25 protein-coding genes are annotated in these 24,493 nt (G+C 67.7%); 14 read left to right on the top strand and 11 right to left on the bottom strand.

The genetic code is table 11. The features are described 5' to 3' along the window. The first annotated feature begins 21 nt into the window (after window positions 1-21). Window positions 22-1,902 (top strand): 1-deoxy-D-xylulose-5-phosphate synthase, encoded by a 1,881-nt coding sequence (dxs, locus tag AC5IG3_RS02620; RefSeq protein ID WP_491904717.1) that lies wholly within the window; start codon window positions 22-24, stop codon window positions 1,900-1,902. A gap of 58 nt (window positions 1,903-1,960) precedes the next feature. Beyond that, complete coding sequence (locus AC5IG3_RS02615; RefSeq protein ID WP_491904716.1) at window positions 1,961-2,731, top strand: ferredoxin--NADP reductase; 771 nt, start codon at window positions 1,961-1,963, stop codon at window positions 2,729-2,731. Window positions 2,732-2,818: 87 nt separating this feature from the next. Here AC5IG3_RS02615 and AC5IG3_RS02610 read toward each other — a convergent pair whose 3' ends face one another. From AC5IG3_RS02610 to AC5IG3_RS02600, 3 genes are all read right to left on the bottom strand, one after another. Next, entirely contained in the window at window positions 2,819-3,325 is a 507-nt protein-coding gene (locus AC5IG3_RS02610; RefSeq protein WP_491904715.1) for a tellurite resistance TerB family protein, read from the bottom strand. 162 nt (window positions 3,326-3,487) lie between these two features. Next, complete coding sequence (locus AC5IG3_RS02605; protein WP_491904714.1) at window positions 3,488-3,799, bottom strand: c-type cytochrome; 312 nt, start codon at window positions 3,797-3,799, stop codon at window positions 3,488-3,490. Window positions 3,800-4,018: 219 nt separating this feature from the next. Continuing rightward, complete coding sequence (locus AC5IG3_RS02600; RefSeq protein ID WP_491904713.1) at window positions 4,019-4,882, bottom strand: amidohydrolase family protein; 864 nt, start codon at window positions 4,880-4,882, stop codon at window positions 4,019-4,021. Window positions 4,883-5,086: 204 nt separating this feature from the next. Between AC5IG3_RS02600 and AC5IG3_RS02595 the strand changes: the two genes are divergently transcribed. The 9 genes from AC5IG3_RS02595 (at window position 5,087) to AC5IG3_RS02555 (ending at window position 15,821) form a co-directional block, all read left to right on the top strand. Further along, window positions 5,087-5,914, top strand: a complete 828-nt coding sequence (locus tag AC5IG3_RS02595; RefSeq protein WP_491904712.1) for a crotonase/enoyl-CoA hydratase family protein — start codon at window positions 5,087-5,089, stop codon at window positions 5,912-5,914. 3 nt (window positions 5,915-5,917) lie between these two features. Then, window positions 5,918-7,792, top strand: coding sequence for a feruloyl-CoA synthase (locus AC5IG3_RS02590; RefSeq protein WP_491904711.1), 1,875 nt, complete (start codon window positions 5,918-5,920; stop codon window positions 7,790-7,792). Between the two features lie 11 nt (window positions 7,793-7,803). Continuing rightward, complete coding sequence (locus AC5IG3_RS02585; protein WP_491904710.1) at window positions 7,804-8,580, top strand: SDR family NAD(P)-dependent oxidoreductase; 777 nt, start codon at window positions 7,804-7,806, stop codon at window positions 8,578-8,580. Between the two features lie 104 nt (window positions 8,581-8,684). Next, window positions 8,685-9,848 carry an ABC transporter substrate-binding protein gene (locus AC5IG3_RS02580; RefSeq protein ID WP_491904709.1) on the top strand — a complete coding sequence of 388 codons (1,164 nt, stop codon included), beginning with the start codon at window positions 8,685-8,687 and terminating at the stop codon, window positions 9,846-9,848. Between the two features lie 73 nt (window positions 9,849-9,921). After that, entirely contained in the window at window positions 9,922-10,959 is a 1,038-nt protein-coding gene (locus tag AC5IG3_RS02575; RefSeq protein ID WP_491904708.1) for a branched-chain amino acid ABC transporter permease, read from the top strand. A 23-nt stretch (window positions 10,960-10,982) separates the two neighbouring features. After that, complete coding sequence (locus AC5IG3_RS02570; RefSeq protein ID WP_491904707.1) at window positions 10,983-12,761, top strand: branched-chain amino acid ABC transporter ATP-binding protein/permease; 1,779 nt, start codon at window positions 10,983-10,985, stop codon at window positions 12,759-12,761. A gap of 2 nt (window positions 12,762-12,763) precedes the next feature. After that, window positions 12,764-13,507, top strand: coding sequence for an ABC transporter ATP-binding protein (locus AC5IG3_RS02565; RefSeq protein WP_491904706.1), 744 nt, complete (start codon window positions 12,764-12,766; stop codon window positions 13,505-13,507). Between the two features lie 20 nt (window positions 13,508-13,527). After that, the gene (locus AC5IG3_RS02560; RefSeq protein ID WP_491904705.1) at window positions 13,528-15,324 is read left to right on the top strand and encodes an acyl-CoA dehydrogenase family protein; all 1,797 of its coding nucleotides are present in this window, start codon (window positions 13,528-13,530) and stop codon (window positions 15,322-15,324) included. A gap of 47 nt (window positions 15,325-15,371) precedes the next feature. Next, window positions 15,372-15,821, top strand: a complete 450-nt coding sequence (locus tag AC5IG3_RS02555) for a MarR family winged helix-turn-helix transcriptional regulator (RefSeq protein WP_491904704.1) — start codon at window positions 15,372-15,374, stop codon at window positions 15,819-15,821. A gap of 31 nt (window positions 15,822-15,852) precedes the next feature. Here AC5IG3_RS02555 and orn read toward each other — a convergent pair whose 3' ends face one another. Next, the gene (gene orn, locus AC5IG3_RS02550) at window positions 15,853-16,416 is read right to left on the bottom strand and encodes an oligoribonuclease (protein WP_491904703.1); all 564 of its coding nucleotides are present in this window, start codon (window positions 16,414-16,416) and stop codon (window positions 15,853-15,855) included. A gap of 80 nt (window positions 16,417-16,496) precedes the next feature. Here orn and AC5IG3_RS02545 point away from each other — a divergent pair, with 80 nt between their 5' ends. After that, window positions 16,497-17,762 carry a M48 family metallopeptidase gene (locus tag AC5IG3_RS02545; RefSeq protein WP_491904702.1) on the top strand — a complete coding sequence of 422 codons (1,266 nt, stop codon included), beginning with the start codon at window positions 16,497-16,499 and terminating at the stop codon, window positions 17,760-17,762. After that, on the top strand, window positions 17,762-18,745 hold the full coding sequence (rsgA, locus tag AC5IG3_RS02540) for a ribosome small subunit-dependent GTPase A (protein ID WP_491904701.1): 984 nt from the start codon (window positions 17,762-17,764) through the stop codon (window positions 18,743-18,745). The genes AC5IG3_RS02545 and rsgA overlap by 1 nt, the downstream gene beginning before the upstream one ends. Window positions 18,746-18,760: 15 nt before the next feature. Here rsgA and AC5IG3_RS02535 read toward each other — a convergent pair whose 3' ends face one another. After that, window positions 18,761-19,684: a LysR family transcriptional regulator ArgP gene (locus AC5IG3_RS02535; protein WP_491904700.1), complete on the bottom strand. Its 924-nt coding sequence runs from the start codon at window positions 19,682-19,684 to the stop codon at window positions 18,761-18,763. 108 nt (window positions 19,685-19,792) lie between these two features. Here AC5IG3_RS02535 and AC5IG3_RS02530 point away from each other — a divergent pair, with 108 nt between their 5' ends. Next, entirely contained in the window at window positions 19,793-20,425 is a 633-nt protein-coding gene (locus AC5IG3_RS02530) for a LysE/ArgO family amino acid transporter (protein ID WP_491904699.1), read from the top strand. Between the two features lie 15 nt (window positions 20,426-20,440). Here AC5IG3_RS02530 and AC5IG3_RS02525 read toward each other — a convergent pair whose 3' ends face one another. The 6 genes from AC5IG3_RS02525 to rpsP form a co-directional block, all read right to left on the bottom strand. Continuing rightward, complete coding sequence (locus AC5IG3_RS02525; RefSeq protein WP_491904698.1) at window positions 20,441-21,454, bottom strand: CobD/CbiB family protein; 1,014 nt, start codon at window positions 21,452-21,454, stop codon at window positions 20,441-20,443. A 51-nt stretch (window positions 21,455-21,505) separates the two neighbouring features. Beyond that, window positions 21,506-22,201, bottom strand: coding sequence for a CoA pyrophosphatase (locus AC5IG3_RS02520; RefSeq protein WP_491904697.1), 696 nt, complete (start codon window positions 22,199-22,201; stop codon window positions 21,506-21,508). 145 nt (window positions 22,202-22,346) lie between these two features. Continuing rightward, a complete protein-coding gene (gene rplS, locus AC5IG3_RS02515) occupies window positions 22,347-22,700 on the bottom strand; it encodes a 50S ribosomal protein L19 (RefSeq protein WP_491904696.1) in 354 nt (117 codons plus the stop codon). Window positions 22,701-22,778: 78 nt separating this feature from the next. After that, the gene (gene trmD, locus AC5IG3_RS02510; protein WP_491904695.1) at window positions 22,779-23,528 is read right to left on the bottom strand and encodes a tRNA (guanosine(37)-N1)-methyltransferase TrmD; all 750 of its coding nucleotides are present in this window, start codon (window positions 23,526-23,528) and stop codon (window positions 22,779-22,781) included. A 29-nt stretch (window positions 23,529-23,557) separates the two neighbouring features. Then, a complete protein-coding gene (rimM, locus tag AC5IG3_RS02505; RefSeq protein ID WP_491904694.1) occupies window positions 23,558-24,142 on the bottom strand; it encodes a ribosome maturation factor RimM in 585 nt (194 codons plus the stop codon). 43 nt (window positions 24,143-24,185) lie between these two features. Beyond that, window positions 24,186-24,446 carry a 30S ribosomal protein S16 gene (gene rpsP / locus AC5IG3_RS02500; protein ID WP_491904693.1) on the bottom strand — a complete coding sequence of 87 codons (261 nt, stop codon included), beginning with the start codon at window positions 24,444-24,446 and terminating at the stop codon, window positions 24,186-24,188. Between the last annotated feature and the right edge of the window lie 47 nt (window positions 24,447-24,493).

Raw genomic sequence — 24,493 nt, 5'->3', positions numbered from 1 at the left:
TCCGATCAAGGCCCCGCTGAGATGAACGCTCCTGCGCTGCTCCCCCGCATCAACTCGCCGGCCGATCTGCGCCGCCTCTCCCGCGAGGAACTGCCCCAGCTCGCCACCGAGCTGCGCGAATTCCTGCTGCACAGCGTCTCGCGCACCGGCGGCCACCTGTCATCCAACCTGGGCACGGTCGAGCTGACGATCGCGCTGCACTACGTCTTCAACACCCCCGAGGACCGGCTGGTGTGGGACGTGGGCCACCAGACCTACCCGCACAAGATCCTGACCGGCCGGCGCGACCGAATGAACACGCTGCGCCAGCTGGGCGGCCTGAGCGGCTTCCCCAAGCGCGACGAGAGCGCGTACGACAACTTCGGCACCGCGCACTCGTCGACCTCGATCTCGGCCGCACTCGGCATGGCCATGGCGGCGCAGTTCAAGGGCGAGAAGCGCCACGCGGTGGCCATCATCGGCGACGGCGCCATGACCGCCGGCATGGCCTTCGAGGCGCTCAACAACGCCGGCATGCCCCACGCCGGCAAGGTGCCCAACATGCTGGTGGTGCTAAACGACAACGACATGTCGATCAGCCCGCCAGTCGGCGCGCTCAACAAGCACCTGGCGCGGCTGATGAGCGGCAAGTTCTACACGGCAGCGCGCGAAAGCGCCAAGGCCGTGCTCAAGAACGCGCCGCCGCTGTTCGAGCTGGCGCGCCGCCTGGAAGAGCACGCCAAGGGCATGGTCGTGCCCGGCACGATCTTCGAGGAGTTCGGCTTCAACTACGTCGGCCCGATCGACGGCCACGACCTCGACGCGCTGATCCCGACGCTGGAGAACCTGCGCGACAAGCCCGGCGCGCAGTTCCTGCACGTCGTCACCAAGAAGGGCTACGGCTATGACCTGGCCGAGGCCGACCCGATCGCCTACCACGGCCCCGGCAAGTTCGACCCGGCCGTGGGCCTGGTCCAGCCCGTCAACGCGCCCAAGCCCACCTTCACCCACATCTTCGGCCAGTGGCTGTGCGACATGGCCGAGGCCGATGCGCGCCTGGTCGCCGTGACGCCGGCCATGCGCGAGGGCTCGGGCATGGTGGAATTCCACCGCCGTTACCCGGAGCGCTACCACGACGTCGGCATCGCCGAGCAGCACGCGGTCACGTTCGCGGCCGGCATGGCCTGCGAAGGCCTCAAGCCGGTGGTCGCGATCTACTCGACCTTCCTGCAGCGCGCCTACGACCAGCTGATCCACGACGTCGCGCTGCAGAACCTGCCGGTGCTGTTCGCGCTCGACCGCGCCGGCCTGGTCGGTGCCGACGGCGCCACGCATGCCGGCGCCTATGACATCGCCTTCGTGCGCTGCATTCCCAACATGGCGCTGATCGCTCCGGCCGACGAGGCCGAGACGCGCCGCGCGCTCACCACCGGCTGGCGCCACGACGGCCCGGTCACCGTGCGCTATCCGCGTGGCAGCGGCGCCGGTACCACCCCGTTGGCAGAACTCGACGAACTGCCCTGGGGCAAGGGTGAAATCCGCCGTGAAGTCAAGCAGCCGAACGGGCCACGGATTGCCATCCTCGCCTTCGGCAGCCTGCTCTACCCGGCGCTCGCCGCCGCTGAAAAGCTCGACGCCAGCGTCGCCAACATGCGCTTCATCAAGCCACTGGACACCGCGCTGGTCGAACAACTCGCGCGCAGCCACGACGTGCTGGTCACGGTGGAAGACGGTTGCGTGATGGGTGGCGCCGGCTCGGCCGTGCTCGAAGCGCTGCAGGCCGCCGGCCTGACCACGCCGGTGCTGGTGCTCGGCCTGCCCGACGAGTTCATCGACCACGGCGACCCGGCCGTGCTGATGGCGCGCTGCGGGCTCGATGCCGCCGGCATCGAAGCCTCGATCCGGCGACGCCGCGAACGCTGACTCAGGGTATTCTCTAGCCCCCGCGCCGACCACCGGCCATGACTGACGCCCGATTGCGATGAAACCTTTCAACGAAGAGACCGTCACGGCGGTCCACCACTGGACCGATCGCCTGTTCAGCTTCACCACCACCCGCGACCCGGCGTTCCGGTTCTCGAGCGGCCATTTCGTCATGATCGGCCTGCCCGTCAACGGCAAACCGCTGCTGCGCGCCTACAGCGTCGCCAGCCCGAACTGGGAAGAAAGCCTGCACTTCTTCTCGATCAAGGTACCCGACGGCCCGTTGACCTCGCGCCTGCAACACCTGCAGGTCGGCGACAAGATCCTGGTCGGCCGCAAGCCCACCGGCACGCTGCTGGTCGACTACCTCAACCCCGGCAAGCGCCTGTACCTGTTCGGCACCGGCACCGGCCTGGCGCCGTGGTTGTCGATCATCCAGGACCCGGAAACCTACGAGCGTTTCGAGAAGGTCATCGTCGTCCACGGCTGCCGTCAGGTCAACGAGCTGGCTTATCAGGATCTGTTCAAGAGCCTGCCGAACCACGAGTTCCTGGGCGAGTTGATCGGCGACAAGCTGATCTACTGCCCGACCGTGACACGCGAACCGTTCGAGCGCCAAGGCCGCATCACCGACCTGATCGAAGACGGTCGGCTGTGGAACGACTTCGGTCTGCCGGCCTTCAACCCGGCCGAAGACCGCGCCATGATCTGCGGCAGCCCGGCCATGCTGAAGGATTTGAAGCGCATGCTCGAAGAGCGCGGCTTTGCCGAAGGCAATACCACCACACCGGGCGATTTCGTGATTGAGCGTGCCTTCGCGGAGCAGTAATCCAGCATGACACCCGGAATCCCTGCACGGGATTCCCAATAGAAACGCGGCCCATGGGCCGCGTTTCTATTTGAGGGTCAGGAAATATCAGATCGACAACTTGATCTGATGCCCAGGCTGATTGCTCGGGTGAGACTGGTTGGTGAATACCGTGCGATCGGTCTTGATCATGATCACTTCAAAGAACGGACGGAAACGCTCTTCGCTGATATTGAACGCACGCAGGAACTTGGAGAACAGCTCCTGCTCCTGCGGCTCGGGCTGACCGTCGGCCAGCGAGGAGTCGATCAGGTTGATCATGATGCACATCTTCTGCGCATCGCTCAGCAGAGGAGCCGCCTCCTGCAGGAAGGTGTCGACCGTGTTCTTGCGGCGATATTTTGACGCGCTGTCGAGCAGAGCCTGGCTCTGCGCACCCACGCCCACCACGCCATTGCCCTGGTCCTGGCCGCCCAGCACCGACAGCAGGTGACCGATCTCCTCATGATCGATCTCGCCATCCGCCGACATCATGTAGAGCAAGCTGGTGGCAAACGCCAGATGAGGCGTCATCTTTTCACCAGAATCACCCTTGAACATGTCGAACAAACCCATGGAATACCTCGTCGCGTTGAATTGATGGCGCTCTGGACAAGGTCATGGTGAATATCAATGATTCACCACATACCCCTCAGTCGTCCAAAGCTGCAGAAATGCTACCACTCATGCAGCGCCGGGTTTTTCACGGGTCATCGGGGCACCGTGCAATTCATCCCGTTATTTCAATGCCGCCAGCATGTGGTCCAGCGCTGCAGCGATTTCCTCGTCGCTCAGCTTGGGATTGCCACCCTTGGGCGGCATGACCCCCTTGCCTTTGATGGCACTGACCAGCAGCGCGTCGCGGCCGGTCTTCAGGCGCGACTCCCAGGCAGCCTTGTCGCCGAGCTTGGGCGCATTGGCCAGGCCGGGCACATGGCACATCGCGCAGGCCTGGTTGTAGACGGTCACGCCGTCGGCGGCACGGGCCGCACCGGCGGTCAAGGTCAGGGTGACGGCGGCGGCCATCAAGGCGGGACGGAAAAACGACATGGAGGTCTCCTGAAGAAGCAGGAGCAGGACGCCCCCGGATCGCCCGCTTTTGCAATGGCCGTGCCCAGCAAGGCGATTGCATCCATCAGGGCCAGCACGCCCGTCCTCGGCTCCATTTGATCAGGGTCAACCCTTGTTCTGAATGGCCTCACGGCTGTGTCACTGTTGCGCCGGGCGGGGCGTCGCCTGAGCGTTGCTCCAGCGCGCGACAGTGATTCGTCACGCCAGGCGCAACAGCCGCTTGGCGTTTTCCTTCAGGATCAGGTCGTGCACCTCGGGCTTGAAGCCGGCTTCGGTGAAGTCCTTCATCCAGCGCTCGGGCGTGATCAGCGGGTAGTCGCTGCCGAACAGCATGCGGTCCTTCAGCAGCGTGTTGGCGTACTGCACCAGCTGCTGCGGGAAGTACTTCGGGCTCCAGCCGCTCAGGTCGATCCAGACATTGGGCTTGTGCAGCGCCAGGCTCAGCGCCTCGTCCTGCCACGGCCAGCTCGGGTGGGCGATGACGATCTCGATGTCGGGGAAATCGATCGCCACGTCTTCGAGCAGCATCGGGTTGCTGTTCTGCAGCCGCAGGCCGCCGCCGCAGCGCATGCCCGAGCCGATGCCGGAGTGGCCGCTGTGGAAGATCGCCGGCAGCTTGTACTCGGCAATCACCTCGTAGAGCGGCCAGGCCATGCGGTCGTAGGGCAGGAAACCCTGCACGGTGGGGTGGAACTTGAAGCCCTTGACGCCGTGCTCCTCGATCAGCCGGCGCGCCTCGCGCGCACCCATCTTGCCTTTGTGCGGGTCGATGCTGGCGAAGGCAATCATCATGTCGCTGTTCTTCTGCGCCGCCTCGCAGATCTCCTCGTTGGGGATGCGGCGCCGGCCGATCTGGCTCTCGCTGTCGACCGTGAACATCACCAGGCCGATCTTCTTCTCGCGGTAGTAGGCCACCGTCTCGTCGATGGTCGGGCGCTTGCCGGCGCGGAAGTACTTGTCGGCCGCGCGGTCGAACTCTTCGCCATAGGCGTCGAACGGGTTCCAGCACGACACCTCGGCGTGGGTGTGGATGTCGATGGCGATCAGGTCCTGATGGTTCATGGCAGCGTTCCAGGGAGCGTTAGATGGTTGCATTCTGAAATCAAACAAGCCATCTCGATCAAGGGTTAACCCGAAACATCGTCCTTATTTACATTCGATCAGCGGGTTTTCACCGATCTTGAAGCGTCGTCATCTACTTATATTTATGAACTAAATACCGCCTCAAGACTTCACGACCCCTCACGACATCTCACCCGAGCCCGCATGAACGCCACCACTGCCATCGACTTCTCCCCCGCCACCGGCCTGCTGGCCGGGCTGGACCTGCTGGACATCCGCGTCGGCGGCGCCGTGCTGCACATCAGCCTCAACCGCCCGGCCAAGCGCAACGCGCTGTCGGACGTGCTGATCGGCCAACTGCACACTGCGCTGATCAACGTGCCCGAGGGCGTGGGCGCGGCCGTCATCAGCGGCGCAGGGCAGCACTTCTGCGCCGGGCTCGACCTGTCGGAGCTGGTCGAGCGCGATGTGGCCTCGGGCGTGTTCCATTCGCGCATGTGGCACGCCGCGTTTGACGCCATCCAGTTCGGCCGGGTGCCGGTGGTGGCGGCGCTGCACGGCGCGGTGGTCGGCGGCGGGCTGGAAATGGCGGCCGCCTGCCACGTGCGGGTGGCCGACGCCAGCGCCTACTTCGGCATGCCCGAAGGCCAGCGCGGCATCTTCCTGGGCGGCGGCGGCTCGGTGCGGATTCCGCGCCTGATGAACGTGGCGCGCGTCACCGACCTGATGCTCACCGGCCGCGTCTACGACGCGCAGGAAGGCTACGCCGCCGGCCTGGCGCAGTACCTGGTGCCCGAGGGCGAGGCGGTTGCCAAGGCGCTGGCGCTGGCCGCGCGCATCGCCACCAACGCGCCGCTGTCCAACTACGCCGTCATGCACGCGCTGCCACGCATTGCCGACCAGTCGCAGTCCGATGGCCTGTTCACCGAATCGCTGATGGCCGCAGTGGCCGAAAGCACGCCCGAAGCCCAGGAGCGCCTGCGCGCCTTCCTGGAAAAGCGCGCCGGCAAGGTCGTCAAGTCAGGAGCCTGAGCCATGCATGCGCCCCAGTCCCCCACCCCGGCAACTGACGGCCTGCGCGCCACGCTGGAAACCCGCGCCGACGGCTGCCAGGTGCTGCGCGCGACCGAGCCGCTGCGCTGGTTTCCCGACCGCCTGACCGACGCGCTGGAACAGTGGGCGGCCGAGGTGCCCGAGCGCACCTTCGCGGCCAAACGGGACCAAGGCGGTGACTGGCGGCGCATCAGCTACGCGCAGATGCTGCAGCGCGTGCGCGCCGTCGGCCAGGCGCTGACCGACCGCAGCCTGTCGGCCGAGCGGCCGGTGGCGATCCTGTCGGAGAACGATCTGGAGCACCTGACGCTCGCGCTCGGCGCGATGTGGGCCGGCGTGCCGCATGTGCCGGTGTCGCCGGCGTATTCGCTCATCTCGCAGGACCACGGCAAGCTGCGCCATGTCTTTGCCACCGTGACGCCGGGGCTGGTGTTCGCCTCGTCGGCCGCCTACGGCAAGGCCATTCGCGCGGTGGCCGGGCCGGACGTCGAGGTGGTGCTGACCCAGGGCACGCTTGACGACCGCACCGTGACGCCCTTCGACGCGCTGCTGGCCACCACGCCGGGCGCCTCCGGCGACGCGGCGCATGCGCAGGTCGGCCCGGACACCATCGCCAAGTTCCTGTTCACCTCCGGCTCGACCAAGCTGCCCAAGGCGGTCATCAACACCCAGCGCATGCTGTGTGCCAACCAGCAGATGATTCGCCAGAGCATGACCTTCCTGGCCGACGAGCCGCCCGTGCTGGTCGACTGGCTGCCGTGGAACCACACCTTCGGCGGCAACCACAACGTCGGTATCGCGCTCTACAACGGCGGCACGCTCTACATCGACGAGGGCAAGCCCACGCCCAAGGGCATCGCCGAGACGCTGCGCAACCTGCGCGAGGTCTCGCCCACCGTCTACTTCAACGTACCCAAGGGCCTGGAAGAAATCGCCAGCGCGGCAGAACACGACGAGCCCTTGCGCCGCTCGCTGTTCGCGCGCCTGAAGGCCTTCTTCTTTGCCGGCGCCGGCCTGTCGCAGGCGGTGTGGGACCGGCTCGACCGGATCGGCGAGCAGACGCGCGGCCAGCGCGTGCCCATGATCACCGGCCTGGGCATGACCGAGACCGCGCCGTCAGCCACCTTTGCGCTGGGCCCGGATGTGCGCTCCGGCCACATCGGCCTGCCGGTGCCGGGCTGCGAGGTCAAGCTGGTGCCGACCGGAGACATCCACAACCGCAGTCCGTGGGACAAGGTCGAGATCCGCTTTCGCGGCCCGCACGTCATGCCCGGCTACTGGCGCGCGCCCGAGCAGACCGCCGAGGCGCTCGACGCCGAGGGCTACTACTGCACCGGCGACGCCGTCCGCTTCATCGACCCCGACCAGCCCACGCTGGGCCTGCGCTTCGATGGCCGCATTGCCGAGGACTTCAAGCTCTCGACCGGCACTTTCGTCAGCGTCGGGCCGCTGCGGGCGCGCGTCATCGGTGCGGGCGACCCGTGCGTGCAGGACGTCGTCGTCACCGGCCTGAACCGCGACGAGATCGGCCTGCTGATCTTTCCGCGCCTGGACGAATGCCGGCGCCTGGCCGACCTGAGTGCGGCCACGCCCGCGCCCGAGGTGCTGCACCACCCGGCAGTGCGCGCCTTCTTCCAGGCCCTGGCCGACACGCTGTGGCGCCAAGGCACCGGCAGCGCCAACCGGCCCACCCGGCTGCACGTGCTGGCCGAGCCGCCTTCGATCGACCTGGGCGAGGTCACCGACAAGGGCTCGATCAACCAGCGCGCCGTGCTGCAACACCGCGCCGCGCTGGTCGATGCGCTTTATGAAGGACGGGACAGCGACCCGTTCCTGATCCTGCCGAACAAGATTTAAGGAACCCTCCCATGCAGATTCAAGGACAAGCCGCCCTCGTCACCGGCGGGGGCTCGGGCCTCGGGGCCGCCGTGGCGCGGGAACTGGCGCGACTCGGCGCCCGCGTGGCGGTGCTGGACGTCAACGAGGCCGGCGCGCAGGCGGTGGCCGCAGAGATCGGCGGCCTGGCCTGCCGCTGCGACATCACCGACAGCGCCAGCGTGACGGCTGCGCTCGATGCGGCCGAGGCCGCGCACGGCCCCGCACGCATCGTGATGAACATTGCCGGCATTGGCAGCGCCAGACGCGTGATCCAGCGCGACGGCTCACCCGCGCCGCTGGAGGACTTCGAGCGCGTGGTGCGCGTCAACCTGATCGGCACCTACAACATGATCCGCCTGGCTGCGGCGCGCATCGCCCGGCTCGACGCGCTGCCGTCCGCGTCCAACGACGGCGAGCGCGGCGTGATCGTCAACACCGCCTCGGTGGCCGCGTTCGACGGCCAGGTCGGCCAGGAGGCGTATTCGGCCAGCAAAGGCGGCGTGGTCGGCATGACGCTGCCGCTGGCGCGCGACCTGGCGCAGTGGGGCGTGCGCGTCTGCACCATCGCCCCCGGCCTGTTCGCCACACCGCTGATGAACGAGCTGCCCGAGGCGGTGCAGGCGTCGCTGGCCGCGTCGATTCCCTTCCCGAAACGACTCGGTCAGCCGGAAGAGTTTGCGTCGCTGGCCGCGCACATCGTCAGCAACGGCCACCTCAACGGCGAGGTGATCCGGCTCGACGGCGCGCTGCGCCTGGCGCCGCGCTGAAGCGCCGTTTTGCCTCAACGATTTATAAACCGACCGGTCAGTCGGATAAACACTGATTGCTGCCCCACCGCCATCCCGGCACATTGCCGCCCTGAGGAGACATGATGAAGAACGCCATCAACACTGCACTGAACAACGCACTCCGCCCCGTGGTGGCCGCGAGCCTGCTGGCTTGTGCCGGCCTGGCGCAGGCGGACATCCACATCGGCATCAGCCTGCCGCTGACCGGCCCGGCCAGCGGGCTGGGCATTCCGATGAGCAACGCCATCAAGCTCTGGCCGGCCAGCATCGGCGGCGAGAAGCTCAACATCACCGTGCTCGATGACGCCAGCGACCCGACCAAGGGCGCGCAGAACGCCAAGCGCTTCGTCACCGAGGACAAGGTCGACATCGTGATGGGCTCGGCCGCCACGCCGCCGGCCATCGCCATGGCCGACATCGTGGCCGAAGCCGCCACGCCGCACTTCATGTTCTCGCCGGCGGTGCTGCAAGCCGGCAAGGACAGCTGGGCCTTCCGCCTGCCGCAGTCGAATGCGGTGATGTCGAACGCGGTGCTGCAGCACATGAGCAAGCTCGGCATCAAGACCGTGGGCTTCCTGGGCTACACCGACGCCTACGGCGAAAGCTGGCTCAAGGACTTCCAGGCCGAAGCCGCCAAGATCGCCCCGGGCATCAAGATCATCGCCACCGAGCGCTTTGCCCGCAGCGACACCGCCGTGACCGGCCAGGCGCTCAAGCTGGTGGCCGCCAACCCGGACGCCATCCTGGTGGTGGCCTCCGGCTCCGGCGCGGCCATGCCGCACAAGGGCATCGTCGAGCGCGGCTACAAGGGCAAGATCTACCAGACCCATGCCGCAGCCACGCGCGACCTGATGCGCATCGGCGGCAAGGATGTCGAGGGTGCCTACGTCGTCTCCGGCCCAGCCGTGATCGGTGACCAGCTGCCCGACAGCCACCCGTCCAAGAAGGTGGCGCTGGACTTCGTGCAGAAGTACGAGAAGGCCTACGGCGCCGGCTCGCGCAACCAGTTTGCCGGCCACGCCTATGACGCCGCGCTGGTGCTGGAAAAGATCATCCCGGTCGCCCTCAAGAAGGCCAAGCCGGGCACCAAGGAATTCCGCGCGGCGCTGAAAGACGCCACCGAAACCATGGGCCGCACCGTGGTCTCGCACGGCGTGCTGACCTACTCCAAGGACAACCACTGGGGCTTCACGACCGAGACCGGCGTGATGCTCAAGGTGGTCAACGGCGACTGGAAAGTCGAGTGAATGTGAGCCCCGGGCGCCGGGCCGGTAGCTTCGGTGCCTGATGTTCCTCATGCACCTCAACTGAGCAGATTCCATGGACTTCTCGATTGCCAGCATCCTGGCCCTCGACGGCCTGACCAACGGCGCCATCTACGCGCTGCTGGCCATGGCGACGGTGCTGCTGTTTGCCGTCACGCGGGTCATCTTCATTCCGCAGGGCGAGTTCGTCGCGTTCGGCGCGCTCACGCTCGCCATGCTGCAGCTGGGCCAGGTGCCAGGCACGGTCTGGCTGCTGTTGCTGATGGCGGTGCTGACGGCGGTGCTGGACGGTTTCCACGGCGCGCGTCGCGGCCTGCCGGTCGGGCGGCTGGTGATCGGAGCCGTGCGCACGCTGGCCTATCCGGCGGCGGTGGCGTTGCTGGCGGTCTGGATGGCGCCGCTCAAGCTGTCGCTGGGGCTGCAGGCGCTGCTGACGCTGGCGATCGTCACGCCGATGGGTGGGCTGCTCTACCGGCTGGCCTACGAGTCGCTGGCCGACGCCACCGTGCTGGTGCTGCTGATCGTGTCGGTGGGCGTGCACTTTGCGCTGACCGGAATGGGGCTGCTGTTCTTCGGCGCCGAGGGCTTTCGCAACCCGAGTTTCTGGGATGAGCGCTTCCAGCTCGGCGCGCTGATGCTGTCGGGGCAGGCCGTCATCATCCTGGGCGCCTCGGCGGCGCTGATCGTGATGCTGTGGCTGTTCTTCGAGCGCTCGCTCTACGGCAAGGCCTTGCGCGCCACGGCCGTCAACCGGCTGGGCGCGCGGCTGATGGGCATTCCGACCACGCAGGCCGGGCGGCTGTCGTTCACGATGGCGGCGTTCATCGGCGCGCTCTCGGGCCTGCTGATCGGGCCGACCACCACGATCTTCTACGACTCGGGCTTCCTGATCGGCCTGAAAGGCTTCGTGGCGGCGGTATTTGCCGGGCTGGCGAGCTACCCGCTGGCGGCAGTGGGCGCCATCGGCGTCGGCGTGCTGGAGGCCTTCGGCTCGTTCTGGGCCAGCTCGTTCAAGGAGGTGATCGTGTTCACCTCCATCCTGCCGGTGCTGTTGTGGCGCAGCTTGCGCGACCCGCACCACGACGAAGAGTGATTTGGGAAGCTATGGGACTCACCATGAACGCCCGCCGTTCCTTCTTTTTTGCCACCGTGCTGCTGCTGGCCGCGCTGCCGCTGCTGCCCACGCCCGAGTTCTGGATCACGCAGCTCAATTACATCGGCCTGGCCGCGCTGATTGCACTCGGCCTGGTGCTGCTGACGGGCGTCGCGGGGCTGACCTCCTTCGGCCAGGCCGCCTTCGTGGGCCTGGGCGCCTACACCTCGGCCTACCTGACGACGCAGGTCGGCCTGTCGCCCTGGCTGACGGTGTGGGTCGGTCTGGCCATCACGGTGGTGGTGGCGCTGGTGCTGGCGGCCATCACGCTGCGCATGTCGGGCCATTACCTGCCGCTGGCGACCATCGCCTGGGCGCTGTCGCTCTACTACACCATGTCCAACATGGAATGGCTGGGCAAGTACGACGGCATCCTGGGCGTGCCGGCGATGGAGTTCTTCGGCCTCAGCCTGGCCTCCGGACGCAGCTACTACTACCTGATCTGGGCAGTGGCGCTGCTGAGCGCGGTGGCGGTGATCCGGCTGCTGGATTCGCGCACCGGCCGCGCCATCCGCGCCCTCAAGGGCGGCGTGACGATGGCCGAGGCCATGGGCATCTCCACCTACCGCTACAAGGTGCTGGTATTCGTGCTGGCCGCGATGCTGGCGTGCCTGTCGGGCTGGCTGTTCGCGCACTTCCAGCGCACGGTCAACCCGTCGCCGTTCGCGCTCGGCAAGGGCATTGAGTACCTGTTCATGGCGGTGCTGGGCGGCATCGGCAATGTCTGGGGCGCCTTCATGGGCGCGGCGGTGGTCAAGCTGCTGGAAGACCAGCTGCAGGTGCTGCTGCCGCGGCTGATCGGCGGCAGCGGCAACTACGAGATCATCGTCTTCGGCATCGTGCTGGTGGTGGTGCTGAAGTACGCACCGCAAGGCCTGTGGCCGTTTGTCGAGAAGCTGACCGCCCGCTGGCTGCCGGCGTCGCCCCGCCCGCGCGACTGGGCCGATGCCGCCGCGCTGGACGAGCGCAGCAAGCCGACCCCGGGCGAGCTGCTGCTGGACGTGCAGGCCGTGCGCAAGCAGTTCGGCGGGCTGGTGGCCGTCAACGACGTGAGCTTCCAGATCCGCGCCGGCGAGATCATGGGCCTGATCGGCCCCAACGGCGCCGGCAAGAGCACCACCTTCAACCTGATCACCGGCGTGCTGGGCCTGACCGGCGGCCGGGTGCAGTTTCGCGGCCAGGCCGTGGGCGGCCTGAGTTCGCGCCAGATCGCCGAGCGCGGCATGTCGCGCACCTTCCAGCACGTCAAGATGCTGCCCGACATGACGGTGCTGGAGAACGTCGCCCTGGGCGGCTACCTGCGCAGCCACAAGGGCACGCTGGCCGCCATGCTGCGCACCGACCGCGACGAGGAACGCCGCCTGTTCAAGGAAGCCGAGCGCCAGCTGGCGCGCATCGGCATGAAAGAGCAGATGCACGAGCTGGCCGGCAACCTGGCGCTGGGCCCGGCGCGGCTGATGGAGATCGCCCGCGCGCTGTGCACCGACCCGGCGCTGCTGCTGCTCGATGAGCCCGCCGCCGGCCTGCGCCACAAGGAAAAGCAGGCGCTGGCCGACGTGCTCAAGCAGCTCAAGGCCGAAGGCATGAGCATCCTGCTGGTCGAGCACGACATGGACTTCGTCATGAACCTGACCGACCGCATCGTGGTGATGGAGTTCGGCACCAAGCTGATCGAGGGCACGCCCGCCGAAGTGCAGGAAAGCCCGATCGTGCGCGCCGCTTATCTCGGAACTGAGCACTGAACATGAGCGCAAACACCACTCCCCTGCTGCAGGTTCGTGGCCTGCACGCCGGCTACGGCCGCGCCGAGGTGCTCTCGGGCCTGAACCTGCACGTCGACCCGGGCGCGGTCGCCACCGTGATCGGCCCCAACGGCGCGGGCAAGTCGACCACGCTCAACGCCCTGATGGGCGTGCTCGCCAGCCGGGGCCAGATCATTTTTGACGGCCAGGACATCGGCCGCGCCACGCTCGAAGAGCGCGTCATGCTCGGCCTGGCGCTGGTGCCCGAGAAGCGCGAGCTGTTCTCGACCATGCCGGTCGAGGACAACCTCGTGCTCGGCGGCTGGCGCCAGATGCGGCTGGGCAACGCGCAGTGGCGCGACCGGCTCGACGAGGTCTACACCCTGTTTCCGCGCCTGAAAGAGCGCCGCGTGCAGCTGGCCGGCACCCTGTCGGGCGGCGAGCGCCAGATGCTGGCGGTGGGCCGCGCGCTGATGAGCCGCCCGAAGCTGCTGATGCTCGACGAGCCCAGCCTGGGCCTGGCGCCGCTGGTGGTGCGCGAGATTTTCCGCATCGTCGAGCAGCTGCGCAGCACCGGCGTCAGCATCCTGCTGATCGAGCAGAACGCCCGCGCCGCGCTGGAAGTGGCCGACTACGGCTACGTGCTGGAGACCGGCGCCATCGGCCTCGAAGGCCCGGCGCGCGATCTGGCCGGCGACGCCCGCGTGATCGAGACCTACCTCGGCGCGCAGAAGAAGCACGCCTGAAACACGCCTGAGCCCCTGAGATGAACCACTACACCGCCCCGCTGCAGGAGATGCAGTTCGTGATCGAGCAGGTGCTCGACGCGCCCGCCGTCTGGGCACAGCTGCCCGCCTACGCCGAAGTCGACGCCGACCTGGCGCGCGAAGTGCTCGAACAGGCCGGCCGCTTTGCCCAGGACGTGCTGGCCCCGCTCAACGGCCCCGGCGACCGGCAAGGCTGCCGCTGGAGCGCCGGCGAGCACGGCGGCGGCGAGGTCAGGACGCCTGATGGCTTTCCCGCCGCCTGGCAGGCCTTTGTCGACGGTGGCTGGCCGGCGCTGGCCTGCGCCCCGGACATCGGCGGCCAGGGCCTGCCACAGGTGCTGAACGCCGCGCTGTTCGAGATGCTGAGCGCCGCCAACCACGCCTGGACCATGTACCCGGGCATCCTGCACGGCGCCTGCGAATCCATCCGGGCCACCGCCACGCCCGAGCTGCGCGAGCGCTACCTGCCCAAGGTGGTCAGCGGCGAGTGGCTGGCGACGATGAGCATCACCGAGCCCCAGGCCGGCAGCGACCTGGGCCTGATCCGCTCCAAGGCCGAGCTGCTGGACGGCGGCCCGCCCGTCAACGGCGCCCGGGTGGCGGTCAGCGGCAACAAGATCTTCATCTCCTGCGGCGACCACGACCTGACGGACAACATCGTCCACCTGGTGCTGGCCCGCCTGCCCGACGCCCTGCCGGGCACCAAGGGCCTGAGCCTGTTCCTGGTGCCGAAGTTCATGCCCGGCGCCGACGGCGGACTGGGCCGCCGCAACACGGTCTGGTGTGACGGCATCGAGCACAAGATGGGCATCCATGGCAGCGTGACCAGCCAGATGCGCTTCGACCGCGCCGAAGGCTGGCTGCTCGGCGAGCCCGGGGCGGGCCTGGCCGCGATGTTCCTGATGATGAACTCGGCGCGCCTGAACGTCGGCATGCAGGGCCTGGGCCACCTCGACGCCGCGACCCGGCGCGCCATCGCCTACGCCCAGGAACGCGTGCAGCTGCGCGCGCCCGCCAGGCCGGAGGGAGCCACTGCCAGCGGCGCCGACCTGATCGTCTGGCATCCGGCGATGCGCCGCATCCTGCTGACGCTGCAGGCCCAGACCGCCGCCGCGCGCGTGCTGGCCTACTGGACCGCGCTGCTGCTCGACGAGCACGAGCAGCAGCCCGACGCGACCCGCCGCCGCGAAGCCGGTGACCTGGTCGCGCTGCTGACGCCCATCGTCAAGGCCTTCCTGACCGACCTCGGCCACCGCGGCGCCGACGACGCGCTGGGCGTGTTCGGTGGCTACGGCTTCATCCACGAGTACGGCATCGAGCAGCATGTGCGCGACAGCCGCATCGCCCTGATCTACGAGGGCACCAACGAGATCCAGGCCATCGACCTGGTGATGCGCAAGCTGCTGGACACGCCACGCCGCATCGACCTGCTGCTGGCCGAGTTCACCGCCGAGGCCGGACGCTGCGCCGCCGCCGGCCTGCCGGCCTTCAGCGCGGCCCTGGAGGAGCAGGCCGCGCGGATCCGCGCGGCCATCACCGCGCTGCAGGCCGCACGCGCCACCGACGCGCAAGCGCCCTTCGTGGTCGCCGACGACGTGATGCACGGCATGGGCCACGCCCTGCTGGCCTGGGCGTGGGCGCGGCTGGCGCGCACGGCGGATCGGCGTGTGGATGCGAATGACGCCGCCCGTCAGCGCGAGCTGGCGCAGTTCGGGCTGGACTGGCTGCTGCCCGCCGCGCAGTGGCGCTGGCAGCGTGTGCAGCAGATGCCGGCACTGCCCTGGGTGCGGGCCTGAACACAGCCGCCAGCGCGGCCATGGGCACCGCCTTAGACTCCCGCGCCATGGTCAAACGCAAACCCGCCCTGTCCGACGGCGCCCTGGGCGACGTGCTGGGCTACCAGATCGCCAAGGCGCGGCTGGCCACGCACGAACTGTTCATGCGCCACGCCGGCGAGCCGCTGCAGTTGCGGCCCGCGGAATATTCGCTGCTGCTGCTGCTGCAGGCCAACGCCCTGCCCACGCCCAAGCAACTGGCCGCCGCGCTGGGGCTGACCGCCCCCAAGCTCACGATCATGCTGGACAAGCTGCAGGAGCGCGGCGTGCTCACACGCGTGCGCAGCGACACCGATGGCCGCTCGCAGCACGTGCTGCTGACCGAGGCTGGCATAGCGCTGGCCGATCAATGCAGCGCCGCTGCACAGCACATGGAAGACAGCCTGCAGGACAACCTGAGCCGCGCCGAGCGCGCCATGCTGATCGAGCTGCTGCAGAAGGTGGCGGCGGCGCACTGAACGCCGCCCGGTCAGCCGTTTCGATCCGTCCTCAGACCGACAGCAGGTGCTGGCGGTAGTAAATCAACTCGTCGATCGACTCGTGGATGTCGGCCATCGCGGTGTGCTTCTGGTGCTTCTTGAAGCCGTCCATGATCTCCGGCTTCCAGCGCTTGCCCAGCTCCTTGAGCGTCGACACGTCGAGGTTGCGGTAGTGGAAGAAGGCTTCCAGCTGCGGCATGTAGTTGGCCAGGAAGCGGCGGTCCTGGCAGATGCTGTTGCCGCACATCGGCGAGGTCTTGGCGCTGATGTAGGGCTTCAGGAAGGCAATCACCTCGGCCTGGGCTTGCGCCTCGCTGATGGTCGAGGCCTTGACGCGCTCGGTCAGCCCGCTCTTGCCGTGGGTGCCGCGGTTCCAGGCGTCCATGCGGCCCAGCGCCTCGTCGGTCTGGTGCACGGCGATCACCGGGCCTTCGGCGCGCAGGTTGAGCTGGGCGTCGGTCACGACCACCGCGATCTCGATGATGCGGTCGTTGGCCGGGTCGAGCCCGGTCATCTCCAGGTCGATCCAGATCAGGTTCTGGTCATTGCGGCTGAGTTGGCCGGCTTCGGTCATTGCGATCCCCTTTGAATGCCTCAAATTGTCCCATGGCCCCGCCGCGCAATCTGTCCATGGGGCTGGGAGAGAATCCACGCATGACTGCACCTTTTGTCACCTTCACATTCGCCGTTGCGCTGGTCCTGATGCTGGCAGCACGGCTGTGGCTGATCAGCCGCCAGATCCGCCACGTGGCGCGGCACCGCGAGGCCGTGCCGGCCGCGTTTGCCGCCACCGTCAGCCTGGCCGCGCACCAGAAGGCAGCCGACTACACCATCGCCCGCCAGCGCCAGGACCTGCTCACCACCGCCTGGGGCGGCGCGGTGCTGCTGGGCTGGACGCTGCTGGGCGGGCTCGACGCCCTCAACGGCTGGCTGCTGCAGACCGTGCAGCCGCGCTGGGGCGACATGGCCTACCAGCTGGCGCTGCTGGTGGGCGTGGCGCTGGTCAGCGGCGTGCTGGACCTGCCCTTCGACCTGTGGCGCACTTTCAAGCTGGAGCAGCGCTTCGGCTTCAACCGCATGACGCCGGCTCTGTGGCTGCGTGATCTGGTCGTCACCAACCTGGTCGGCGCGGTGATCGCGCTGCCGCTGGCCGCGCTGCTGCTGTGGCTGATGTCCGCCGCCGGCGACCTGTGGTGGCTGTGGGCCTTTGCGGTGCTGGCCGGCTTCACGCTGCTGATGCAGGTGCTCTACCCGACCGTGATCGCACCGTTGTTCAACAAGTTCGAGCCGCTGGCCGACACCGACATGGTGGCTCGCGTGCAGAGCCTGATGGCGCGCTGTGGCTTCAAGGCCCAGGGCCTGTACGTGATGGACGGCAGCAAGCGCTCGGCGCACGCCAACGCCTACTTCACCGGCTTTGGCGCCAGCAAGCGCGTGGTGTTTTTCGACACGCTGCTCAAGCGCCTGTCGCCTGGCGAGATCGAGGCGGTGCTGGCTCATGAGCTGGGCCACTTCCACCATCGCCATGTGCCCAAGCGCATCGTCACGGTGATGGGCATCTGGCTGGTGAGCCTGGCACTGCTGGGCTGGCTGATGAAGCAGCCGGCGTTCTATGCCGGCCTGGGCGTCATCCCCAGCATGACGGCGCCCAACCACGGCCTGGCGCTGGTGCTGCTGATGATGGCGGGGCCGGTGTTCGGCTTCTTCATCGGCCCGCTCAGTGCTGCCGTGTCGCGCAGGCACGAGTTCGAGGCCGACGCCTACGCCTGCGCCCAGGCGCGGTCCAGCGACCTGTCGGGCGCGCTGCTCAAGCTCTACGAAGACAATGCCAACACGCTCACGCCCGACCCGCTCTACGTGCGCGTGCACTACTCCCACCCGCCCGCGAGCGAGCGCCTCGCGGCGCTGCCGCAGGCCTGATGCATCTGACGCGGCACGCCGTGTCGCCCACTGAGGAATTGACTATCGACGACCTGAACACGGGCCTGGTCCTGGCCGGCCACGGCCGGCACTACAAGGTGCAGACGCCGGAAGGCCGCGAGGTGAAATGCCACCAGCGCGGCAAGAAAAGCGACTGCGTGGTCGGCGACCATGTGCGCTGGAAGGTGACCGACACCCGAGGCGACGAAGGCGTGATCGAGTCGATCGTGCCGCGCCGCAACCTGTTCTACCGCCAGGACGAATGGCGCACCAAGAGCTTTGCCGCCAACCTGGACCGCCTGCTGATCCTGGTCGCCGCCGAGCCGGTGTTCAGCGAAAGCCAGCTGAGCCGCGCGCTGATCGCCGCCGAGCACGCCGACATCGCCGTGCACATCCTGCTCAACAAGGTCGACCTGGGCGAAGCCGCCGAACTGGCGCGCGAGCGCCTCAAGCCCTACACCGCCATGGGCTACGACGTGATCGAGGTGGCGCTCAAGGCCAAGGACGACGAAGGCGGCACCTCGACGCTGACGCCGGAACTGGCCCGTGCGCAGCTCACGCCGCTGCTGGCGCACGGCACGACGCTGGTGCTGGGGCCCTCGGGCACCGGCAAGAGCACGATGGTCAACCTGCTGGTGCCCAACGCGGCGGCGCAGGTGGGCGAGATCTCGACTGCGCTCAACTCGGGCCGCCACACCACCACGCACACGCGCTGGTACTGGCTCGACGAGTCGCGCGAAGGTGCGCTGATCGACTCGCCCGGCTTCCAGGAATTCGGCATGCGCCACATTCCGGCCACCGAACTGGCGCGCCTGATGCCAGACCTGGCCAAGCACCAGGCCGATTGCCGCTTCAGCAACTGCAGCCACGACCAGGAACCGGGCTGCGCGGTGCGCGCCGCGCTCGACCGGGGCGAGATCGCCGCGACGCGCTACCGCATCTATCTGGAGTTGCGCGCGGAGTTGTCGGGCAAGCGCTGGTAAGTCGATACGGGTCGGTCAGCGCGGCAGCGGCTCCAGCACGGCCGCCGCCGCCCGCACGATGCAGCCGTTCAGGCTGCGCACCGTGGCCGAATCCAGCCGCCAGCTTTGCCAAAACAGCGGCACGAACACGCTGTGCTGCGGACACAGGTCAACCAGTCGCCCGGCAGCAAACTCCTCGGCCAGCAAGGTGCGGGGATGCAGCCCCCAGCCCAGTCCGGCGCGAGCTGCGGCCAGAAAATCATGCGTCGAGGGCAGCTGCCACTGTGGCGGCAGGCCGGGCGGGTCTGCGGCATCACCACCGACGATCTCGGCCAGGAAGCGTTGCTGCATCTGGTCTTTTTCATTGAACACCAGCCTCGGCGCACGCTGCAGGCCTTCGGCCAGAGAAACGCCTGCGAAATGGCGCGCGGCGAACGCGGGGCTGACGGCCAGGGTGTAGCGCATCGCGCCCAGCGGCTCGACCCGGCAGCCGCTGACCGGCTCGGCGTCGGCCGTGACCGCACCAAACACCGTGCCCCGGCGCAGCCAGTCGCGGGTGTGGTCCTGATCGTCCAGGTGCACCGTCAGGGTGTCGCTGCTGCGCGACTGAAAGTCGGCCAGCGCGGCCACGCCCCAGGTGGCCAGACTGTCGGCATTGAGCGCGATCGGAATGCGGCGCGGCTGGCCGGCGGCGGCATCGACCGCCAGCGGCGTCAGGTCGTGGGCCAGGTCGGCCTCCAGCATCTCGATCTGCAGGTAATGGCGGTAGAGGCGCTCGCCTTCGGCGGTGGCCGTGACCGGATTGCCGCGCACCAGCAGCACGCAGCCCAGGCGCTCTTCCAGCGTGCGCACGCGCTGCGACACCGCCGATGGCGTGATGTGCAACTGCCGCGCCGCCCGCTCGAAGCTGCCGGCACGCAGGATGGCGACCAGCGCCCGCAGGACCTGAAGATCGACCATGGCAGCGTGCCCTTTCCAAGCGTGATTCCAGCGCAAATGAAGCTCAACTTCATCAACTGAAGAAAGTTTAGCTGGACCGCTGCTGATCGATTTCCTACGCTGCGCGGCATGAACCTCGAACTGATCTCCGTCTACCTGTTCGGCCTGGCGTCCAGCGCTGGTCTCATCATCGCCATCGGCGCGCAAAACGCCTTCGTGCTGCGCCAGGGCCTGCGGCGCGAGCATGTGCTGCCGGTGGTAGTGGTGTGCGCCGTATCGGACGCGGTGCTGATTACCCTGGGCACGGCGGGCGTGGGCTGGTTGTCCGAGGGCTTGCCCTGGGCGGTGCCGGCGCTGACGGTGGCCGGCATCATCTTCCTCACCAGCTATGGGTGGCAGGCAGCGCGGCGGGCCTGGCGGCAGGATGCGGGGCTGTCGGATGCAGCGGGTGGCGCGGCACTGAGCCGCAGTGCGGCGATCTGGCGTGCTGCGGCCTTCAGCTGGCTCAACCCGCATGTGTGGCTGGACACGGTCGTGCTGCTGGGCTCGCTGGCCAATTCACAGGGTGCAGGTCGCCAGTGGGTCTTTGCGGCGGGCGGCGTCACCGCCAGCGTGCTGTGGTTCTCACTGCTGGCGTGGAGCGCCGGGCGGCTCGCGCCGGTGTTCAAGCAACCCGCCGCGTGGCGCGTGCTCGACACCGGCATCGCGGTGATGATGCTGACGCTGGCCGGCGGCCTGGTGCGTCAGATGCTGCCGGGCTGAGTCAGCCGCAGCGATTCAACCCAGCAGATTGGCCAGCGACAGCAGCGCCAGCAGCAGCATCCACAGGATCATCGAGCGCCACACCAGGCCGACCACCGAGCGCAGGTGCGCCAGTTGCGGCACGGCGCCCGAAGTGCTGCCTTCGGCCTCGGCCTCATCGGGGATGTAGCCGGCATCAAAGCGGCCCGTGACCGTGGCGTTGCCATCCACCGGGCGGACGGGCGCCAGTTCAGGCGCGTGCACGCCACCCAGGGCCACGCCCACCGCACCGGCGGCCGAGGCCAGCAGGATGCCGTCATTGCCGTGCTTCCACAGCCCGGCATAGCGGCGCCAGCAGTCGACCGCTTCCTCGAAGTTGCCCACCACCGCAAACCCGGCCGCCGTGAGGCGCGTGGGCACGTAGTCGATGATGGAGAACGCCAGCTGCGAGCGCTGCATCAGCCGCTCATGCGTGGGGGCCGCCAGCGTGACGCTCTTGTGCGCCCAGTAGCGTGCGCAGAACTCGGCCATGCGGTAGACCACCGCGCCGACCGGCCCCAGGCCCATGGCCGAGCCCAGCACAAACCAGAAGAACACGCCGAAGACGTGCCGGTGCGCGGCCAGCAGCGCGTGCTCGATCACGTGGCGCAGCAGTTCGGTGCGCGGCAGCTCGCTGGCGTCAAGGTTGCGCCAGGCCTGCAGCAACTGGCGTGCCTTGTCTTCCTGGCCCTGCTCCAGCGCGTCACGGATGTCGGTGAAGTAATGGCTGAACTGGCGGAAGCCCAGCGTCAGGTAGAGCACCACCAGATCCCAGGCCAGCGCCAGCACCAGGCTGTAGTGGTACAGCAGCGCATGCACGCCAAACACCAGCAGCGCGGGCACGAAGATCGTCACGGCCCACACCACCCAGGCGTGATGTTCCCGGCCCGCGTCGAAGTTATGCCCCGTCCAGCGCGACCAGGCAATCAACGCCTCGTGCACCGGATTGCCGCGCGGCAGAGGCCGCAATTGTTCAATGATCAGGGCCAGCAGGACCGCGAAAAAGCTCATGCGCAGATGATACCGGCGCGATTTGCACCTTCCGCCACCGACGCGCCCGTTTCAGGCGGCCAGAAAGCGATAGAGGTTGCGCAGCATGGCGGCTGTGGCGCCCCAGATGAAGTATTCGCGCTCGGCGCCCGTGGCATCCACCCCATGCCAGGGCATGGAGAGGAAGTGGCGCGCGCCCTGCTCGGATTCGTAGCGGTGACGGCGATGGTGGGCCGGCGTCATCAGGAAGCGCAACGGCACCTCAAAGGCCTCGGCCACCTCGAACGGGTCGATCTGCAGATGCAACGGCGGCGTGATCAGCCCGACCACCGGCGTCACCACATACGAGGTCACGGTGGTGTAGGACGGCAAGCGGCCGAGGATTTCGACCGCAGCGGGCGGCAGGCCGACTTCTTCATGCGCCTCGCGCAGCGCGGTCTGGGCGGGCTCGGTTTCCCACGGCTCGGCGCGGCCACCGGGAAAGCTGATCTGGCCGGCGTGATCACGCAGGTGATCGGCGCGGCGCGTCAGCAGCACGTTCAGGCCATGCTCGCGCTGGACCAGCGGCACCAGCACCGAGGCCGGCTTGGGTTCACGGTCGGAGAAGCGCGCGCCGTCGCCCGAGAACTCGGGCGTCCAGTCGGGCGGCTGCAGAAAGCGCTGGCGCAGTGCAGCCAGACGCAGTTGCGCGTCGGCAATCGGTGGCAAGTGGTGGTCTGCGCTCTCGATGGGAACGATGCGCGGGTCTCGGATCAGGGGCGAACTCATCGCAGCAGCATAGGCCGGAAAGCACAAAGCCGCCCGAGGGCGGCTTTGTCTTGGTGAGCTATGAAGCTCAGACCAGCTTTTAACGAAAGCTCGCCGTTCTGGCTTCGCCAGACCCTGCGGCGCAAGCGCCGCAGTTTCGCTACGCTCAGGCCAGCTTTTCCTTGATGCGTGCCGACTTGCCGCTGCGCTGGCGCAGGTAGTACAGCTTGGCGCGACGGACATCGCCGCGGCGCTTGACTTCGATCGACGAGATCAGCGGGCTGTACAGCTGGAACGTGCGTTCCACGCCTTCGCCGCTGGCGATCTTGCGCACGATGAAGCTGCTGTTGAGGCCACGGTTGCGGCGAGCGATCACCACGCCTTCGAAGGCCTGGGTACGCTTGCGGGTGCCTTCAACGACGTTGACGCCGACGATCACGGTGTCGCCAGGAGCGAACACGGGGATGGTCTTGTTGAGGCGAGCAATTTCTTCTTGCTCGAGTTGTTGAATCAGGTTCATTGAGAGGACTCCAAGCGATCGTGCCGGCGAATGATTTTGGCGCGTCGCGCCGACCCGGCAGAGGATCGAAACCCAAGATTATAGCTGCAGAGCGGCCAGTATCTTCTCGTCAGCCTTGCTCAACGTACCCGCCGCGCGTGCGGCCACGATCAGGTCGGGCCGACGCCGGGCGGTGATCGCCAGTTGCTGCGCCCGGCGCCAGCGCGCGATCTCGGCGTGATGGCCGGACATCAGCACCGCCGGCACGCTGGCTTCAGCCGAATCACCCAGGCGCTCGGGGCGGCTGTAGTGCGGGCAGTCGAGCAGGCCGTCGGAGAAGCTGTCTTGCTCGTGCGAGGCGGCGTCGTTGAGCACACCGGGCTGCAGGCGCGTGACGGCGTCGAGCAGCGTCAGCGCGGGCAACTCGCCGCCCGAGAGCACGAAGTCACCCAGGCTGATTTCCTCATCGACATGCCGGTCGATGAAGCGCTGGTCGATGCCTTCATAGCGGCCGCACAGCAGGATCGCGCCAGGCGTGGCGGCCAGTTTCTGCACGCGCGCCTGCGTCAACGGCGCACCGGCGGGGCTGAAATGGATCACGGGTGCGTCGGGGCCGGCCTCGGCGCGGATGGCGGCCAGCGCACGTTCGAGCGGCTCGACCAGCATCACCATGCCAGGGCCGCCGCCGTAGCAGCGGTCGTCGACACGGCGGTAGTTGTCGGTGGCGAAGTCGCGCACCTGCCACAGGCGCACATCGACCTGCCGGCTCTCGTAGGCGCGGCGGGTCACGCCCGCGTGCAGGAAAGGCTCGAACAGTTCGGGGAACAGCGTCAGGACGTCAAAGCGCATGGCCGAGCGGCCTCCCGACTGCAGAAAACTCAGTAATCGAGGCCCCAATCGGCCACGATGCGCTTGTTCTCAAGGCTGACTTCATCGATGTAGGCGGCCACGAAGGGAATCAGGCGCTCATCGGTGATGGCATTGCCCTTGTCGTCGACGCCGGGAAAGCTCAGCCGCAGCACGCTGTGCGGGCCGGTGTCGAGCAGATCGGTCACCGTGCCCAGCGATTCGCCGGCGCGGTTGACGACGGCCAGACCCATCAGGTCGACCCAGTAGTACTCGCCGATGCCGGCGGACGGGAAACTGGCGCGCGACACGAAGATGCGTGCGCCTTTGAGGGTTTCAGCGCGTTCGCGGTCAGGAACTTCCTGCGCGGTGGCGACGATGCCCTCGCCATGCTCCTTGGCTTGCGTGATGTTCAGCAAGCGGGGCAAGGCGGATGCCACCGAGACGGGGCGGCCTTCGGGCGGCAGCAAGAACCAGCGCTTCGAAGTGAGAACCGCCTGCGCGTCGGCAGCGTAGGTCTGGACCCGGATCCAGCCCTTGATACCCCAAGGGCCGATGATCCGGGCCACCTCGACCGCATCGGCCGGCAGATGGGCTTCCACGTCAGCAGAAGTCATGTTCTGTCAGCGCCTTGATGCAGTGAGAGGGCCAGAACCTGCCTCAGGCTGCCGGAGCAACCTTGGCGCGGGCTTGCTTGACCAAACGAATCACGGTGGGCGACATTTGTGCGCCGTGGTTCACCCAGTGCTCGAGGCGGTCGAAAGCAACGCGCAGGCCTTCTTCGGTGGCAGCGGCCACGGGGTTGTAGAAACCCACGCGCTCCAGGAAACGGCCGTCACGGCGGTTCTGGCTGTTGGCAGCAACGATGTTGTAGAAGGGGCGCTTCTTGGAGCCGCCGCGTGCGAGTCGGATCACGACCATGATGTTTCCTTTGATCACTAACGTTGAGTGATCTACCCGACCAGGAG

The organism is Leptothrix sp. (in: b-proteobacteria) (assembly GCF_965250675.1).
In the GTDB taxonomy this organism is placed as follows: Bacteria; Pseudomonadota; Gammaproteobacteria; order Burkholderiales; family Burkholderiaceae_C; genus Sphaerotilus.
Note: the sequence above shows the minus strand (reverse complement) of the source record. Positions and strands in the feature narration are given on the sequence as shown.